Genomic DNA, 16058 nt, shown 5'->3' with positions numbered 1-16058 from the left:
TGTACTGGGCGTCAATGGAACGGACGGCGGCGGACAGGTCGGCGATCTGGCTCGGGACTCCGCATGCGATGCACCATTCGCGTACATCGTCCTCGCTGGGCGTCTGCTTGCCGTACTCGATCTTGCTGATCTTCGATGGTGGCCATCCGCACAGTTCGGCAAGGCGTCGGCCGGTCAGTCCGGCGTCGCGCCGGAGATCACGTAACCGGATGCCGAGCGCTTGAACGGCGTGCTTGCCCAGTACCGGCTCGTTCACGGCAGCCGGGCGACGAACCTGTCAAACGGCTCGGCGTGCCGCAGGGCGACTTCCCGCCACTCCAGGTGCCTGCGGACCATGCCGGGATCGGTGATCCGCTCGGCACCTCGGAAGGTGTCATCGTCGTTGAACACCAGGCGAACCAGGCGCTCGGAGTCGAGAAGCCACGCGTCGAGCGGGTGGAGTCCGATGCTCTCGGCGATGTCACGCCGGAGATAGCGGATGTCCTCGCCGGCGGCGATGCTGAGCCGGGCGACCTGGACGCCGTACCGGTTGTAGTCCGACAGCGGGACGGAGACGATCCGCACCCGCTGCCACACCTTGCCGGCGGCCCGATCACGGCTGATCTTGTCCATCCAGCCGCGGTGCCACGCGTAGTCGTCGGGCTCCCCGGCGAGGAACCTGCGGAAGGGCTCCCTGCCGACGATGCTCCGGTAGGTCTCTCGCGTCTCGAACCTGAACGCGCTGGTAGAGAACTCGTTGAGGAGATCGCCGAGCTGATTCTCGTCGAGCAGGCTCAATGATCACTCCGTCACGAGGAACCGGGCGAGCGCCTTGGGGATCTCGACGGCCGACTCGTCAGGTCCGAGGTCGACCAGGTCGGCGAGCGCGGCCGGATCGGTGATCAGCTTTCCCTGGACCACGTAGGTATCCCGGTCGCTCTCGTAGATGGCTGGACAGGTACCTTGCTCGCTGTCCGTGCCCAGGAAGCGTAGACGCATGGTTCACCCCTCGACCAGTGAGATTGCCGCGGATTTCGCGACTCCGTGCCCAGAGTCATCTCGCGAACGCATTACGTAAAGCTTAGGGGTGGGGAGCTTGTGTCACCAGGGCTCGGATCGGCATGGGCAGGCAGATCGCCCGAGCCGCTCGCCGGTTACGTGGTGGCGAGGTCCCGCAGGTCCGGTGGCTTTGCCAGGGCCTGGTGGCCGGGCGGGGTGACGCGTAGGGCGCGGCCGGAGCCGATCCGAGCGAGCCGGCCCGGCCCAGCGCGTCATCTGTCCATCATGGACCGCCGGTACTTCGGCCGGCACCGAAGCCTCCCGCGCCTAGCGTGCCGGGTATGACTTCCCCACACCGGACGGTTCGGCGCCACCACGAGGTCCGCGCGATGCTGGCCGATCCCGGCCTGACGGTACTACCGGCGCCTCGGCCGCCCTTCGCCCTGACGGTCGCCTGGCTGCGCGGCGCGGTCAGCCGTTTCGCCGATGGTCCCGAGCACGCCGCGCGCCGGGCGGCGGCCGAAGAGGTGCTCGCCGCGCTCGACCCGGCGGCGCTGCGCGCCGAGACGTTCCGGCAGGCGTCCGCGCACCCCGAGCAGGCCGGACTGGTGCCGGTGCGGGTGCTGGCCCGCGCGTTCGGCGTGCCCGAGGCGGACGCCGGGCGGGCGGTGCGCGCGGTCGCGGCGCTCGCCCCGGTCTACCTGCCGGCCCCGGACGCGCCCCCGCCCACCGGCCCGGACATCGCGTCCGCCGATGAAGGCGTGGCCCTGCTGTCCCGGCTGCTCGGCGACCCCGAGCCGGCCCGGCTGGCCGTGCTGGCCGGGCTGCTCGCCCAGGCCTGCGACTCGACCGCGGGGCTGATCCGCAACGCGCTCGCCGCCGGTACGCAGCCCTGCCCGGTCGAAGGGCTACTGGCCGAGACGCTGCGGCACGACCCGCCGGTCCGCGCGCTGCGCCGCACCCCGGCCCCGGCGCGACCCGCGACCCTGGACGACGCGGCGGGTTCGGCGATGGTCGGCGAGATGGAGCCCGAGGCGCGCGGCGGGACGGAGCCGGAGGTGGTGGTGCTGGACGTGGCGGCGGCCAACCGGGACCCGGCGGTGTTCGACGACCCGGACCGGTTCCGGCCGGGGCGTGCGCCGAACCACCTGACCTTCGGGGCGGGGTTGCGGCCCTGCCCGGCACCGGAGGTCGCGCTGGCGCTGGCGGCCGGCGTGGTGATGGCGGTGCGGCGATGACGGCGACGCTGTTCCAGCGGTTCACCGCCCTGCACCACGGCACGGAGCCGTTGCTGCTGCCGAACGCCTGGGACCACGCCTCCGCCGCGGCGCTGGCGGCGGCCGGGTTCGCCGCGGTGGGCACCACCAGCCTGGGCGTGGCCGCCGCCGCCGGGAAACCGGACGCCGCGCGGGCCACCCGGGCCGAGACGGTGGCACTGGCCCGCGGCATCGCCCGGCTCGGCGTCCCGGTCACGGTGGACATCGAGGACGGATTCGGCGGCTCGCCCGCCGAGGTGGCCGAGCTGGCCGCCGAGCTGGCCGCCGCCGGGGTCGCGGGCGTCAACATCGAGGACGGCCGGGGCGATCACCTCGCGGAGATCGGCGCCCAGGTGCGGGTGATCGGCACGATCAAGCAGCGGGTGCCGGACCTGTTCGTCAACGCGCGCACCGACCCGTTCTGGCTGGGCACGCCCGACGCCCTGGCCACCGCCGTCCGGCGGGGGCGGGCGTACGCCGACGCGGGGGCCGACGGGGTGTTCGCCCCGGGCGCCACCGCCGCCCGCGACCTGGAGATCCTGGCCGGCGCGGCGCCGGTGCCGCTGAACGTGCTCATCCAGCCGGGCGTGCCGGTGGCCCGGCTGGCGGAACTGGGGGTGCGGCGGGTCAGCTTCGGCTCGCTGCTGTTCCGGGCCGCGCTCGGGGCGGCCGTCAGCACCGCGCTGGCCGGCGCGGCCGGCGGCCCGCTCCCGGAGGCGGTCCCCTCCTACGCGGAGATCCAGGAGCTGACCCGCGGCGTCTGAGCCCCAGGAGCTGACCCGCGGTTTGCGAACCGGTCGACGCGCGGGGTTCAGGCGCTGTCGCGTGGCGCCTGACCGGACCACGCACGCAGTCAGGCGCTGTCGGCGGTTGACCGGTCCAGCCGCGGAGTACCGGTCCACGCGCGGAGTCAGGCGCTGTCGGCGCCTGACCGGATCACGCGCGGACTCAGATGCTGTCGGCGGTCAACCGGTCCACGCGCGGGTTCAGGCGGCGTCGAGCGGCGGCGGACCGGGCCGGGGAGCGCGGAGCCGCTGGGTGATCGCGTCCGCGGCCTCCCGGGCATCGGCGGTGTCCACCGCCAGCAGCGCGTCCCGCACCTCGACCATGCGCGCGCGTACCTGGCCGGAGGACACCTCGGACAGGTGCTCCAGCCCGGTCAGCGCGGCGGCGGCTCCCTCCTCCGCTTCGCCTGCCTTGAGGAACTTGTCGGCGAGGGCGAACTGCCGGGCGGCCAGGTTGCGCCCGTACGCGCCTCGGGTGTGGGTCACCGCGGCCTGGTAGTAGGGCAGCGCCGCCCGGTGCTTGCCGGCTTCGGTCAGCATGTGCGCCTGGGAGACCTCGATCTCCGCGCGATCGTAGAAGGCCGTCCACTCCGGGGCGCGCCGGCCGCGCTGCGGATGCTCCATCAGGCGCATGGCCTGGGCCAGCCGGGCGTTGGCCGCCGGATGGTCGCCCATCAGCGAAAAGGCGTCCGCCTCGCGGCTGGCGATGATGGACAGCAGCACCGGCGAGCCGATGGACTCGGCGTGCCGGCGGGCGGCGCCGAGCACGTCCAGGGCCTGCCGGGGCCGCTTCTGGTAGTTGGCCTGCAGGCCGAGCATGGCCAGCGCCTGGGCCTTCAGGGTGTCGTCGTCCAGCGTGGTGCCGATGGCGAGCGCCTCGTGCCAGTAGTGGCGGGCCTGGTCCTGGTCGCAGGCGTCGAAGTGGAGGTAGGCGCAGCGGTTCGCGGCCTCGCCGGCCAGCAGCCGGAGCTGGCGGCCGATCGACTCGGAGTAGCTGCCGGCCTCGATGACCCGGCGGATGCGGATCAGGTGCCGGACGGCGAGGCTGCGGACCTCGGTGCCGCCGTGCGCGTCGCCCAGGGTGCGCAGCGCGCGCAGGCCGGCGCGCAGCTCCTGGACGTGGGGCGTACCGACGGCCTCCGCCGGGGTGAAGGCGCCGAGGGTGGCACCGGCCGCCGTCCCCATTGCAGTCGCCACGAATGTACGACGTTTCACGTCCGATTCCTCTATTTCGTCCGTTATTAGGAACGTACATGGATTTATTTCACCGTAAGGTGCGGGCGGGAAACCCAGGTCCGCCGGATTGACGCCGAACATGGCGTGCAGCACCCGCCAGGCCCGCTGCCGGGGGCGGGGCGGATGGGGCATGCACCAGCGCCGGTACTGGCGGGCGGTCAGCTTCACCGGCTCGCCGATCATGCGCGCCGCCTGCGTGAACGCCGCGAGGAACGCGGCCGGCCGCTCCCAGCCCCGGTCCGCGCACGCCCGGCCGAACAGGGTCTCCTGCTGCTCCATGCACACCTCCGAGTGATCGATCCGATTCAGAGGGTAATGGAAGGTCGAAAGAAGGAAAGGTCGTTCCCGGAGAAAAGTCGTCGCGGTCTGCTGGCCGAAGATCGCCGATGTCGTGCGCCGGTCCGATTGTCTTGGCGGCAGGATTCCCGTGACGAAGGGCACCAGGCCGAAATGCGTATCTATTCCGATGACCGGCGGCGGGAAAGCGCCGTCTTCCCCGGCGAGGTGGCGTCCGCCGGCGAGGCCCGGCGATGGCTGCGCAAGGTGCTCGCCGACCATCCGCGCCGCGACGACGCGGTGCTGCTGCTGTCGGAGATCTTCACCAACGCGGTGACCTACACCGACTCCCCGCAGATCCCGGTGACCGTGCTGGTCGGCTGGGACCGGACCGTCGAGGTCAAGGTCACCGACCAGGGCGGGTCCACGGTCCCGTGCGGGTGCCGCGCGCCGGCCGACCCGCTGGCCGAGCGGGGCCGCGGCATCCGCCTGGTGCGCGACCTGGCCCGCCGCTGGGGCTTCCTCCGGGACGCCACCGGCTGCACCGTCTGGTTCACCCTCGACCCCCACGACACCCCGGACGGCCACCGCCCGCCCGCCGCCCCCGCCGCCCACCGCGCGACCTACCAGGAGGCCCGTCATGCATGAAAGCCCGGCGAGACGCCCGAAGACCGGCCCGGCACAACGACCGCGGATGGCGCACAAATTGTGAATTATGCGTACCGCTGCGGATTGACGGCGCCTAAGCGCGTACCGCGTTCGGATTACCCCACATCAATCATGAGTCTGACGTGCGAACGGCGACGGCTTTGTTAGATTCCTCATCAGTTCCTTTGCGTGACACGCAAGCGTCGAATTCAGATCAGCCCGCGAACCGGCGAGCCGCTTATTGGCGGCTTTTATCGAAAGTCGGGCGCGGTTCCGCAATTCGAGGAGGACGATCTCATGGCTTCGATCAGCAAGCGGCTCATCACTCTCGCCGGCACCGCCGGCGCGGCATCTGCCCTACTCGTCGCACCCGGCTCGGCGACAGCGCAGGCGGCCCCCACCACGACCGCCATCACCGCCTTCGTGGCCCAGCAGGCGAACCACGCCCAGTCCCAGGCCGCCCGGCCAAACGCTGCGACCACGACCACATCGGCCAAGCGCTGCCTGGAACTGCTGCGTCCGTGGGGGAGGTACGAGGGCGGCAAGTGGCGCATGTACGGCACGGTCCGGGCCCACTGCAAGAGCAAGGGCGGCTGGTGGTGGATGGCACTGCAGAAGAAGACGAAGATCGCCGGCATCACGCACTGGAAGCGGCTGGCGGGCAGGACCCTGCGCAGCGATCAGACGGGAGCCTTCCACGTCCGTGCGACGTGCAAGAGCATGAAGAAGAACACCTTCCGCGTGGTGACCAGCGGCGGCAAGGTCCTGATCGGCCCCTCGCTCACCGTCAAGTGCTGACCCCACCCGGTTAACCGGCCACCGATCCGCCCCGCGCCCGGGACTCCCGTCCGGTCGCGGGGCGCGTGGGTATCGGTGCGTCCGGCCAGGGAGATCTGTCGGAACGGGTCGAAGATCCGGAGAGATAGGGCTCCAGGTCACCCGTGATGTGCCCTCCAGGTCAGCGGCGGAGGGGGGTCTGCCGGGTCATGTGGGTGAGTTTCTCGGGGTTGCGGACGGCGTAGAGGCCGGTGATTCGGCCGGCGTCGATGCGCACCGTCAGGACGGTGTCGATCCTGTCCTTGATCTGGAAGAGCAGCGCCGGCCGGCCGTTGACCCATGCCGTCTGGAGCGGCACCGCGGCGACCCGGGCCAGTGCCCGGGCCACCGTGTCGGCCCCGACGACGGGGGCCGGCGCGGCCCGCTTGACGCCGCCGCCATCGGCGAGCAGGACGACGTCCGGGGCGAGGATGTCCAGCAGGCGCTGCAGGTCGCCGGTCGCGATCGCCCGCTGGAACGCCTGGAGCACCTCCCGGGACTCGGCCGGGGAGACGACGATGCGCGGCCGGCGCGCGGCGACGTGCGCCCGGGCCCGGTGGGCGATCTGCCGGACCGCGGCCAGGTTCTTGCCGACCGCTTCGGCGATCTCGTCGTACTCCAGGCCGAACACCTCGCGCAGCACGAAGACCGCGCGCTCGGTCGGCGTGAGCGTCTCCAGCACCAGCAGCATGGCCGTCGAGACGCTGTCGGCCAGCTCGACGTCCTCGGCGACGTCCGGCGTGGTCAGCAGCGGCTCGGGCAGCCACGGGCCGACGTAGGACTCCTTGCGCCGGCCGAGGGTGCGCAGCCGGGTCAGCGACTGGCGGGTGGTGATCCGCACCAGGTAGGCGCGCCGGTCCCGCACGACGCCGAGGTCGACGTCGGTCCAGCGCAGCCAGGTCTCCTGCAGGACGTCCTCGGCGTCGGCCGCCGAGCCGAGCATCTCGTAGGCGACGGTGAACAGCAGGTTGCGGTGCGCGACGAACGCCTCGGTGGCCGGGTCCAGCCGCCCGTCGCCGGGGGACGGGCCGGTGGTGCCCGCCGCCGGCGATTGATCGTCCCGCTCGGTCATGGCCGTCTCCCGCCCGTCCGCCGTCGATGGTGTCACACCCACCAGACACCGGACCCTGCCGCAGTGTGACACCTTCGCGTGGTGGCGCAGGTCACACCCATATGCCTGTCACGCGGTCCGGCCGGCCGGCGTCTCGTGGTCGTCAGGACGCCGCGCGACCGCGCGGCCCTACCCGAGAGAGGACGACGCCATGGAACCCCGTATCGACCTGATGGCCAACGAGACCGGCGCCAAGATCGGCAAGCGGATGATCAATGTCGGCCTGGCCATCCAGCAGTCGCCGCTGCCCGTGACCGTCCAGCACCTGGTGCTGCTGCGCGTCAGCCAGATCAACGGCTGTGGCTTCTGCGTGGACATGCACACCAAGGAGGCCACGGCCGCCGGCGAGACCCCGGTCCGGCTCGCCCTGGTGGCCGCCTGGCGCGAGACCAGCGTGTTCACCGCGGCCGAGCGGGCCGCGCTGGCGCTCGCCGAGGAGGGCACCCGGCTGGCCGACACCCACCATGGCGTGTCGGACGAGACCTGGGCCCAGGTGCGCGAGCACTACGACGACGACCAGGTCGCCGCGCTGGTCGCGCTGACCGCCTTCATCAACGCGGCCAACCGGCTGAACGTGATCGTGCGCAACCAGGGCGGCTCCTACCAGGCCGGCATGCTCGCGAACCTGTCGAGCTGACCGGCGGACCTGTCACCGCGGCCGCCGGTCATTCCGGGCCGGCTCCGGGCGGGTGGGCGGTGGCCGCGGGGCGGGCGAGTTCGGTGCGGTTGGCGAGCCGGAGCTTGGCCTAGATGTGCGCCAGGTGGGTCTTGACGGTGCCCCCGGCCGATGAACCGGCGGGCGGCGATCTACGACAGGACCGGCGACCGGGGCTGAGCGCCCGTTCTCGACCTCTCCCGACTCTCCCGGTGCCGGGTCAGCCGGTGCCGGCCCGGGGAACGCCGTCCGGGACCCGTTCCGCCGGGAGGTTCAGAGCGTCGAGGAAGGCGGCGGCGGCCGGGGACGGGCGGGGGTGGCGCCAGACCAGGCGCTCGATCCGGGTGGGCGGGTCACGCAGTTCGACGACGTGCACGTCACCGAGCTCGGGGACGAAGGAGGCGGGCATCATGGCGACGCCCAGGCCCAGCCGGACCAGCCGGGCCATCAGGCCGGCGTTGGAGATCTCGAAAGCGACCTCCCGGACCAGGCCGGCGGCGGCGAACGCCTCGTCGGACTGCACGCGCCCGGCGGAACCGGCCGGCCAGTCGACGAAGACCTCCTGTGCCAACCGGTGCAGGTCCACCCCGGTCTCGCCGGCCAGCGGATGGCCGGGCGCCACCAGCGCGACCAGCTCCCCCCGGGCCAGGACACGCCCCTGGACGCCCTTGGGCCGGGTCTTCGGTGACAGGCCGAGGAAGGCGATGTCCAGCCCGCCCTGGCGGACCTGCTCGGCCAGGGCGTCGCTCGCCCCGGACCGGAGCGTGATCCTCACCTGCGGGTGGCGCAGGTGGAAGCTCTGCAGCGCAGCCGGCAGGTCGACCGCGGTGACGGTCGGGATGGCGCCGATGGCGAGCCGGCCGCGCAGCTCACCGCCGGCCGCGGCCACCTCGGCGCGGGCGCGGTCCGCGGCCTCCAGGGCCTGGCGGGCGGCCGGCAGGAAGGCCTCGCCGGCCGGGGTCAGCGCGACCCTGCGGCTGGTGCGCTCGAACAGCCGGGCGCCGAGCTCGCGCTCCAGCCGGGCGATCTGGTGGCTCAGCGCCGACTGCACGACCCGGCACCGCTCGGCGGCCCGGGTGAAGTTCGCCGTCTCCGCCACCGCCACCACGTAGCGCATCTGCTGCAACTCCACCGATCCATCGTAGATCGCGATCGTCGCGACGACGGCCATATGCCGGACTCATTGATCCGGTCGGCCGTGGCGGTCACGCGATCGTCCGCGGTGCCGCGCGCCACGCCGCCGGCCCGGGTGGCAGGTGGACGCCGGCGGCCGGCCCGGCCGCGGGCCGATGACTCGTGGAAGGCCGTCGCGGTGACCCGACCGGTTCTGAATCTTTCAGCTGACCGTCAGGAATCGGCGATAACGGGACGCCCTGGTCGCCGAAACATTTCACGATCGCCGCTTCGGTGGAATTCCGTGATAACCGCCGGGCGCCGGCCCGCTGCCGGCGAATCCTCCGGGTGCCGGCGCGCCGGCCGGTGCATCTTCCCGCCCCACGGGATCGGGCCGCCGGTGGATCAGGCATTTCACGGCTCGATGCGCGGTTTGGTTTCGGACCCGCCGAAAGCTCGGGCCCTTTTGACCGGGTTCGGAAAGGATGCTGAATTCGCGGTGGCCGGTGTGAAGCGCGAGAAAGGATGCCCATGTTCGCGGTGAGATCGTTTCGGCGGGTGCTGTCGCTCGGTGCCGCTCTGGTCGCCACCGGAGTGCTCGGCGTGGTGACCGGGGCGTCACCCGCCGCCGCCACCACCGCCGTGCTGAACGCGACGGTGGACTGCTCCAACGTCAACTACTCCGGGGACACCAGAGACTGGTACCCCTCTGACCTGCGGGTGTTCACCTCGTCGCCGTCCTGGTCGGCGACCCTGCCGTTCAGCGCCCTGACCGCGGTGCCCGCGACCCACGCGTTCCAGTTCAGCCAGACGCTGCCCGCCGACGCCGGGTATGTGGGGGTGGGCGCCCTGTGCAGCGGCGGCCACCAGTACGACTTCGCCGGCTCGAGCGGGCTGGCGGGCATTCCCGCCGGGACCAGCGTCGTGACCGCCGGTTGGAGCTGCTCCACCGCCCCGGTGTATCCCGGCCCCTGGATGACCAGCTGCAGCCTGCAGTCGATCTCCTACAGCTGACCGCCCGAGACCGTTCTCGGCCCGGACCCGGCCCCGGCCCGTTACCGGCGCTCCCTCGGACGGCTGATCGTCAGGTGGTGACGGCCTGGTCAGGTCATGGCGGGCGGCTCAGCCGATCAATCGCGATTCGTGATCGGTGCGTTGATGAGTATGTGTTGGACTCATCAATCGTGGGGGCCCGAAGCTATCTACCATGACGAACGACATCAGATCCGGCACCTCCCGTACCACGCCAGGCCGGCCGGTCACCGACCTCCCGGACGGCGGCGCGCCGCTGGGCCGCGGGCTGGTGCTACTGATGTCGGTGGCCACTGGGCTCGCGGTCGCCAACAACTACTTCGCGCTGCCGCTGCTGGACCTGCTCGGCCGGGATCTGGGGTTCGGCGCCACCACGGGCGGCCTGATCGTGGCGGCCGGGCAGGCCGGTTACGGGCTCGGCCTGATCCTGCTGGTCCCGCTGGGCGACCTGCTGGAACGCCGCCGGCTGGCCGTCGTGCTGTACGCGGCCACCGCGGCGTTCGCGCTGATCTCGGCGACCGCGCGCAGCGGCACCCAGCTGCTGATCGGATCGGTGCTCACCGCGTTCACCTCGGTGGCCGCCCAGATCGTGGTGCCGTACGCCGCCACGCTCGCCGCACCGGAGCGGCGCGGCCGGGTCGTCGGCACGGTGATGAGCGGGCTGATGCTGGGCGCGCTGCTGTCCCGTACCGTCGCCGGCGGGCTGGCCGAACTCGGCGGCTGGCGGACGGTCTACTGGGTGAGCGCGACACTGATCGCCGCGGTGGCGGTGCTGCTCTGGCGCCTGCTGCCGCCGCTGCACACGCCGATCGGCCTGTCCTACCCGGCGCTGCTCCGCTCGACGGTCGCGCTGCTGCGCCACGAGCCGGTCCTGCGGTGGCGGGCCGGCATCGCCGCCCTGTCGCTCGGATCGTTCAACGTGCTGTGGACGGCGATGACCTTCCTGCTCGCCGGCCCGCGATACGGCTGGTCCGGGGCGGCCATCGGAGCGCTCGGCCTGCTCGGCGCGGCGGGCGTGGTGGCGACGACGGTCGCCGGCCGGCTGGCCGACCGCGGCCACGTGCAGCGGGTCACCGCCTGGGGCAGCGCCGCGCTGGCCGCCTCCTGGCTGCTGATCGGGGCGGGCGGCGCCTGGCTGGGCTGGCTGCTGGCCGGGCTGGTCGTGCTCAACGTGGCCCACATGGCGGTGCTCAACAGCAACCAGCAGGTCATCTACGCGCTGCGCCCGGAGATCCGCAACCGGCTCAACTCCGTACTGATGACCGCCTTCTTCGCCGGTGGCGCCGCCGGTTCGGCGCTGGCCGCGCTGGCGTGGACGCGCGGCGGCTGGCCGGCGGTGAGCGTTCTCGGCGGCACGCTGGGCGCCGGGATGTTCGTGCTGTGGCTGCTCGAGCGCCGCGCGACGTCCCAGGCCGCCCGGCGGTGAGCGCCGCCCGGCGGTGAACCCCGCCGGTGGTGAGCTCTACCCGGCCCGTGCCATGGCCGAAGGCGGCACCCGGCCCGGTCCGTACGGCGAGGGTCCCGCGGGGGCGGCCTTCGACCGGCCGGTCCATCACCTGTCACCCCCTGGCCGGTCCGCAGGCGACCGGTCAAGCCATCACACCTCGAAAGGATCCGACAGTGCCGGAGAAGATCATCCTGGTCACGGGCGCGACCGGCGGGCAGGGCGGCGCCGTCGCCCGCAGGCTGCTCGCGGCCGGCCGGCCGGTGCGCGTCCTGGTCCGGGACCCGGACGCGCCGGCCGCCAAGGCCCTGCGGGTACTCGGCGCGCAACCGGTCGCGGGCGACCTGGACGACCCCGCCTCGCTGCGCGCGGCGGCCCGGGGCTGCCACGGCGTCTTCAGCGTGCAGCCCTGCGACCTGGCCGACCCGCGGCCCGCGCTGGAGGTACGGCGCGGGCGGAACGTCGCCGACGCGGCGAAGGCGGCCGGCGTCGCCCACCTGGTCTACACCTCGGTCGCCGCCGCCGGCCGCGGGTCGGGCGTCGCGCACTTCGACAGCAAGGCGGAGATCGAGGCGTACATCCACGCCATCGGCCTGCCGGCCACGGTGCTGCGGCCGGTGTTCTTCATGGAGAACTGGCTCTACATGCTGCCCGAGCCCCGAGGCGGCGAGCGGGTCGTGCCGCTCGCGCTGGACGCCGGCACCCCGCTGCAGATGATCGCGCTGGCCGACATCGGCCGGATCGCCGCGGCCGCGTTCGCCGACCCGGCCGGCTTCCTCGGTGAGAGCATCGACATCGCCGGTGACGAACCGACCGTCCGGGAGATCGCCGCGGTCTTCACCAGGACCGACGGCGTTGCGACGCGGATCACCCGCCAGCCGATCGAGGAGGTGCGGGCACGGGCGCCGGAGGTGGCGGCCATGTTCACCTGGTTCCAGCGTCAGAGCCACCGGGCCGACATCGCCGCGCTGCGCGCCCGCTTCCCCGGGCTGCTGAGCCTGGAGGAGTGGCGCGGCCGGAACCGGTGACCGGCGCCGCCACCGGGCCGCGCGTTCATGAGAGAGTCGAGGGCGTGGGCGGACGGCGAGACCGGCGAATCGCCCGCCCCCGGTGGACGCCGCCGTCCGCACGGCCGCCGGGCCCAAGCGTGCGGCGGCCCGGCGGTGACCCGGCGAGGGGTCAGCCGGGCGGGCGGCCGGCGCGGGCGCCGGCGGGGGAGACGGCGAACCAGCCGTCCCGGCCGTGCCCGCTGGTGTCGCCGGGCAACCGGTCGGCGCGGCGGCCGTACAGCGGGTGGCCGGCCAGGGTGAGCTGGCCGATGCCGTCCGGCCGGCGCAGCACGCCGAGCTTGCCCCGGTCGATGCCCGCCACCCGTAGCCGCGCGAGATCACCGGCCCGCACCGGCGGCCACTCGGCCGCGCAGGCTCCTGTGCACGCCGAGCGCGGCGGCGCGGCGCCGTCGCGGTCGTAGCGGTACATCAGGTACCCCTGGCCGTCGATGACGATCGGCCCGCCCAGCGGCTGGGAGTTGACCACGAACAGCCCCGGCCCGGGAGGGGCGGCGGGCCGCGACAGCACGGTCGTCGGCCCGGCGCCGGCGGCGTCACCGGTACCGCCGGCGGCGCATCCGGCCGCGCATCCGGCCATGGCGGCGAGCATGACGGCGAGCATGGCGGCGGGCATGGCGGCGGGCATGCCAGCGGGCATGGCGGGGGGCGCCGCCGCGCCCGGGCCCGCGACCCGCGCCGGCCGGCCCATCACCGAGAGGTCATTTCAACGTCCAGGAATCACCGGGTAGAACATTCCTCTTCTACCATGCCCGGGTGGGGCCGGCGCCCCGTACCCGCACTTCACCGGGGCCCGCCCCCCGGTGTGCGGGCCAGTCGCCCGGAAGGCGCGACCCGACCGGACCGGAAATCGGTTATCGGTAGGGTGAAGTGCATGACGACGCCTGCGGAACGCTATGCCGCCTTCCGTGAGAATCAGTCCGAAAGCGGGCCCGCCCTCACGTCATTCCGAGGCCTGTACGACTTCGCGCTCGACGACTTCCAGCTGGACGCCTGCCGCGCCCTGGAGGCCGGCGACGGGGTGCTGGTCGCCGCGCCCACCGGCTCGGGCAAGACCGTCGTCGGCGAGTTCGCCGTCCACCTGGCGCTGGAGCAGGGCGGCAAGTGCTTCTACACCACCCCCATCAAGGCGCTGTCCAACCAGAAGTACAACGATCTGGTCCGCCGGTACGGCCTGGCCCGGGTCGGCCTGCTCACCGGCGACAACAGCGTCAACGGGGACGCCCCGGTGGTCGTGATGACCACCGAGGTGCTGCGCAACATGCTGTACGCCGGGTCGGCCACCCTCACCGGGCTCAGCCACGTGGTGATGGACGAGGTGCACTACCTGGCCGACCGGTTCCGCGGCGCCGTCTGGGAAGAGGTGATCATCCACCTGCCCGAGTCGGTGCGGCTGGCCGCGCTGTCGGCGACGGTCAGCAACGCCGAGGAGTTCGGCGAGTGGCTCGGCGAGGTGCGCGGCGACACCACGGTGATCGTCGACGAGCACCGCCCGGTGCCGCTGTGGCAGCACATGCTGGTCGGCGACCGACTGTACGACCTGTTCGTGGACGAGGAGGACCGGCCGCGCATCAACCCCGCGCTGATGCGCATCTCCCGCGACGAGCAGCGCCTGGCCCAGGCGCGCGGCCGGCGCGGCTACACCCGCCCCCGCCGCTCGGCCGGGTCGGCGAGCCGGTCGGCCGCCATCGACAAGCTCGACTCCGAGGGACTGCTGCCGGCGATCACCTTCATCTTCTCCCGGGCCGGGTGCGACGCCGCCGTCCTGCAGTGCCTGCAGGCCGGCATCCGGCTCACCACCGACGGCGAGCGCCACGAGATCCGGCAGATCGTCGACGAGCGCACCGCCCACCTGCCCGACGAGGACCTGGCGGTGCTCGGCTACCTGGAGTGGCGCGACTGCCTGGAGCGCGGCCTGGCCGCCCACCACGCGGGCATGCTGCCGGCGTTCAAGGAGGTCGTCGAGGAGCTGTTCACCCGCGGCCTGGTCAAGGCGGTGTTCGCCACCGAGACGCTGGCCCTCGGCATCAACATGCCCGCCCGCTCGGTGGTGATCGAGAAGCTCGACAAGTGGAACGGCGAGACCCACGCCGACCTGACGCCGGGGGAGTACACCCAGCTCACCGGGCGGGCCGGCCGGCGCGGCATCGACGTGGAGGGCCACGCGGTGGTGGCCTGGCAGCCCGGCATGGACCCGGTCGCGGTGGCGGGCCTGGCCAGCACCCGCACCTACCCGCTGCGCTCCAGCTTCCGCCCCTCCTACAACATGGCGGTCAACCTGGTCGGCCAGGTCGGCCGCGGCCGGGCGCGCACCCTGCTGGAGTCGTCGTTCGCCCAGTTCCAGGCGGACCGGGCGGTGGTGGGCCTGGCCAAGCAGGTGCGCCGCGCCGAGGAGGCGCTGGCCGGGTACGCCGAGGCGATGACCTGTCACCTGGGCGACTTCCAGGAGTACGCCGGGATGCGCCGCGAGCTGTCGGACCGGGAGGGCGAGCTGTCGCGCCGGCGCGGCAGCGCCCGCCGCGCCCAGGCGGTGCGCTCGCTGGAGGCGCTGCGGCCGGGTGACGTGATCCGGGTGCCCGGCGGGCGGCGGGCCGGGCTCGCGGTGATCCTGGACCCCGGGCTGACCATGCGCGCCGAGGGCCCCTCGCCGCTGGTGCTGACCATCGGCAAGCAGGTGAAGCGGCTGTCGGCGGCCGACTTCCCGGTCCCGGTGGAGCCGGTGGAGCGGCTGCGCATCCCGAAGAACTTCAACCCCCGGGCGCCCAAGGACCGCGCCAACCTGGTCGCCACCCTGCACGCCAAGATCGGCGACCGGGACCTCGGCCGCCCGGTGCGGGTCCGCGACCACGACGCCGAGGGCATGCAGACCCGGGCCGAGACCCCCGGCACTCCGGAATGGGAGATCAGCGAGCTGCGCCGCCGGCTGCGCGCCCACCCCTGCCACGGCTGTGACAAGCGTGAGGACCACGCCCGCTGGGCCGAGCGCTACCACAAGCTGCTGCGCGAGACCGAAGGGCTGCGGCGCCGGGTGGAGAGCCGGTCGCACGTGATCGCGCGCACCTTCGACCGGGTGTGCGGGGTGCTGGACCAGCTCGGCTACCTGGAGGGTGAGACGGTCACCGCCGAGGGCCGCCGGCTGGCCCAGATCTACACCGAGCTGGACCTGCTCACCGCCGAGTGCCTGCGCGCCGGCGTCTGGGAGGAGCTGGACCCGGCCGAGCTGGCCGCCTGCGTGTCCGCCCTGGTGTTCGAGTCACGGCAGGCCGACGACGCCCGGTCGCCGCGCATCCCGGCCGGCGGCGTCCGCGAGGCGCTGGCCGTGATGGTGCGGCTGTTCGCCGAGCTGGAGGACATCGAGCGCGACCACGGCCTGTCGTTCGTCCGCGAGCCGGACGTGGGCTTCGCCTGGGCGGCGTTCCGCTGGGCCCGGGGGCACAGCCTGGACGCCGTGCTGACCGACGGCGATCTGGCGGCCGGTGACTTCGTCCGGTGGGTCAAGCAGCTGCTCGACCTGCTGGACCAGGTCGGCAAGGCCGCCCCGCAGGGCAGCAAGGTGAAGGCGAACGCCGGCAAGGCCGTCGACGCGCTGCGCCGCGGGGTGGTCGCCTACTCCTCGGTCGGCTGACGCCGGCGACCGCGCC

The 16058-nt window shown here is 73.2% G+C and carries 15 protein-coding genes and 1 pseudogene; 9 read left to right on the top strand and 7 right to left on the bottom strand.

All coding sequences use genetic code 11. The annotated features are described in order from the left end of the window. Positions 1–64: 64 nt before the first annotated feature. The 3 genes and pseudogenes from Sru01_RS36585 to Sru01_RS15400 form a co-directional block, all read right to left on the bottom strand. Positions 65–256: pseudogene (locus Sru01_RS36585) on the bottom strand (helix-turn-helix domain-containing protein); the annotation flags it as partial. After that, positions 253–777: a DUF6879 family protein gene (locus Sru01_RS15405; RefSeq protein WP_203985203.1), complete on the bottom strand. Its 525-nt coding sequence runs from the start codon at positions 775–777 to the stop codon at positions 253–255. The pseudogene Sru01_RS36585 and the gene Sru01_RS15405, both read right to left, overlap by 4 nt. Positions 778–780: 3 nt before the next feature. Then, positions 781–978 carry a hypothetical protein gene (locus Sru01_RS15400; RefSeq protein WP_203985202.1) on the bottom strand — a complete coding sequence of 66 codons (198 nt, stop codon included), beginning with the start codon at positions 976–978 and terminating at the stop codon, positions 781–783. A gap of 341 nt (positions 979–1319) precedes the next feature. On the opposite strand from Sru01_RS15400, the gene Sru01_RS15395 reads away from it, so the two are divergent. Together Sru01_RS15395 and Sru01_RS15390 are read left to right on the top strand one after the other, a co-directional pair. Continuing rightward, on the top strand, positions 1320–2216 hold the full coding sequence (locus Sru01_RS15395; protein ID WP_203985201.1) for a cytochrome P450 family protein: 897 nt from the start codon (positions 1320–1322) through the stop codon (positions 2214–2216). Then, positions 2213–2998 (top strand): isocitrate lyase/PEP mutase family protein, encoded by a 786-nt coding sequence (locus Sru01_RS15390; protein WP_203985200.1) that lies wholly within the window; start codon positions 2213–2215, stop codon positions 2996–2998. The genes Sru01_RS15395 and Sru01_RS15390 overlap by 4 nt, the downstream gene beginning before the upstream one ends. 222 nt (positions 2999–3220) lie before the next feature. Here Sru01_RS15390 and Sru01_RS15385 read toward each other — a convergent pair whose 3' ends face one another. Continuing rightward, positions 3221–4534, bottom strand: coding sequence for an NsdA family TPR-like regulatory protein (locus Sru01_RS15385; protein ID WP_203985198.1), 1314 nt, complete (start codon positions 4532–4534; stop codon positions 3221–3223). Between the two features lie 171 nt (positions 4535–4705). Here Sru01_RS15385 and Sru01_RS15380 point away from each other — a divergent pair, with 171 nt between their 5' ends. Beyond that, the gene (locus tag Sru01_RS15380) at positions 4706–5179 is read left to right on the top strand and encodes an ATP-binding protein (protein ID WP_203985197.1); all 474 of its coding nucleotides are present in this window, start codon (positions 4706–4708) and stop codon (positions 5177–5179) included. Between the two features lie 297 nt (positions 5180–5476). Then, positions 5477–5977, top strand: a complete 501-nt coding sequence (locus Sru01_RS15375; RefSeq protein WP_203985196.1) for a hypothetical protein — start codon at positions 5477–5479, stop codon at positions 5975–5977. A gap of 160 nt (positions 5978–6137) precedes the next feature. Here the strand turns inward: Sru01_RS15375 and Sru01_RS15370 are convergent, their stop codons facing one another. Further along, on the bottom strand, positions 6138–7067 hold the full coding sequence (locus tag Sru01_RS15370) for an RNA polymerase sigma-70 factor (protein WP_203985195.1): 930 nt from the start codon (positions 7065–7067) through the stop codon (positions 6138–6140). A gap of 190 nt (positions 7068–7257) precedes the next feature. Here Sru01_RS15370 and Sru01_RS15365 point away from each other — a divergent pair, with 190 nt between their 5' ends. Continuing rightward, the gene (locus Sru01_RS15365) at positions 7258–7743 is read left to right on the top strand and encodes a carboxymuconolactone decarboxylase family protein (RefSeq protein ID WP_203985194.1); all 486 of its coding nucleotides are present in this window, start codon (positions 7258–7260) and stop codon (positions 7741–7743) included. A gap of 238 nt (positions 7744–7981) precedes the next feature. On the opposite strand, the gene Sru01_RS15360 is transcribed toward Sru01_RS15365, so the two are convergent. Then, complete coding sequence (locus tag Sru01_RS15360) at positions 7982–8932, bottom strand: LysR family transcriptional regulator (protein WP_239137444.1); 951 nt, start codon at positions 8930–8932, stop codon at positions 7982–7984. 473 nt (positions 8933–9405) lie between these two features. Between Sru01_RS15360 and Sru01_RS15355 the strand changes: the two genes are divergently transcribed. From Sru01_RS15355 to Sru01_RS15345, 3 genes are all read left to right on the top strand, one after another. Then, a complete protein-coding gene (locus Sru01_RS15355) occupies positions 9406–9888 on the top strand; it encodes a hypothetical protein (RefSeq protein WP_203985193.1) in 483 nt (160 codons plus the stop codon). Between the two features lie 193 nt (positions 9889–10081). Next, positions 10082–11332 carry an MFS transporter gene (locus Sru01_RS15350; RefSeq protein ID WP_203985192.1) on the top strand — a complete coding sequence of 417 codons (1251 nt, stop codon included), beginning with the start codon at positions 10082–10084 and terminating at the stop codon, positions 11330–11332. A gap of 194 nt (positions 11333–11526) precedes the next feature. After that, a complete protein-coding gene (locus tag Sru01_RS15345) occupies positions 11527–12378 on the top strand; it encodes an NmrA family NAD(P)-binding protein (RefSeq protein ID WP_203985190.1) in 852 nt (283 codons plus the stop codon). A 151-nt stretch (positions 12379–12529) separates the two neighbouring features. Here Sru01_RS15345 and Sru01_RS36230 read toward each other — a convergent pair whose 3' ends face one another. Further along, the gene (locus Sru01_RS36230; protein WP_203985189.1) at positions 12530–13045 is read right to left on the bottom strand and encodes a COG4315 family predicted lipoprotein; all 516 of its coding nucleotides are present in this window, start codon (positions 13043–13045) and stop codon (positions 12530–12532) included. 246 nt (positions 13046–13291) lie between these two features. Here Sru01_RS36230 and Sru01_RS15335 point away from each other — a divergent pair, with 246 nt between their 5' ends. Next, complete coding sequence (locus Sru01_RS15335) at positions 13292–16042, top strand: DEAD/DEAH box helicase (RefSeq protein ID WP_203985188.1); 2751 nt, start codon at positions 13292–13294, stop codon at positions 16040–16042. Positions 16043–16058: the final 16 nt, after the last annotated feature.

The organism is Sphaerisporangium rufum, from assembly GCF_016863395.1.
Taxonomy (GTDB): Bacteria; Actinomycetota; Actinomycetes; order Streptosporangiales; family Streptosporangiaceae; genus Sphaerisporangium; species Sphaerisporangium rufum.
Note: the sequence above shows the minus strand (reverse complement) of the source record. Positions and strands in the feature narration are given on the sequence as shown.

Bases quoted from the DNA above. Each gene is read 5' to 3' on its own strand.
- Sru01_RS15400 (WP_203985202.1), bottom strand. From the start codon at position 978: ATGCGTCTACGCTTCCTGGGCACGGACAGCGAGCAAGGTACCTGTCCA.
- Sru01_RS15395 (WP_203985201.1), top strand. From the start codon at position 1,320: ATGACTTCCCCACACCGGACGGTTCGGCGCCACCACGAGGTCCGCGCG.
- Sru01_RS15390 (WP_203985200.1), top strand. From the start codon at position 2,213: ATGACGGCGACGCTGTTCCAGCGGTTCACCGCCCTGCACCACGGCACG.
- Sru01_RS15385 (WP_203985198.1), bottom strand. From the start codon at position 4,534: ATGGAGCAGCAGGAGACCCTGTTCGGCCGGGCGTGCGCGGACCGGGGC.
- Sru01_RS15380 (WP_203985197.1), top strand. From the start codon at position 4,706: ATGCGTATCTATTCCGATGACCGGCGGCGGGAAAGCGCCGTCTTCCCC.
- Sru01_RS15375 (WP_203985196.1), top strand. From the start codon at position 5,477: ATGGCTTCGATCAGCAAGCGGCTCATCACTCTCGCCGGCACCGCCGGC.
- Sru01_RS15370 (WP_203985195.1), bottom strand. From the start codon at position 7,067: ATGACCGAGCGGGACGATCAATCGCCGGCGGCGGGCACCACCGGCCCG.
- Sru01_RS15365 (WP_203985194.1), top strand. From the start codon at position 7,258: ATGGAACCCCGTATCGACCTGATGGCCAACGAGACCGGCGCCAAGATC.
- Sru01_RS15360 (WP_239137444.1), bottom strand. From the start codon at position 8,932: ATGGCCGTCGTCGCGACGATCGCGATCTACGATGGATCGGTGGAGTTG.
- Sru01_RS15355 (WP_203985193.1), top strand. From the start codon at position 9,406: ATGTTCGCGGTGAGATCGTTTCGGCGGGTGCTGTCGCTCGGTGCCGCT.
- Sru01_RS15350 (WP_203985192.1), top strand. From the start codon at position 10,082: ATGACGAACGACATCAGATCCGGCACCTCCCGTACCACGCCAGGCCGG.
- Sru01_RS36230 (WP_203985189.1), bottom strand. From the start codon at position 13,045: ATGCCCGCCGCCATGCCCGCCGCCATGCTCGCCGTCATGCTCGCCGCC.
- Sru01_RS15335 (WP_203985188.1), top strand. From the start codon at position 13,292: ATGACGACGCCTGCGGAACGCTATGCCGCCTTCCGTGAGAATCAGTCC.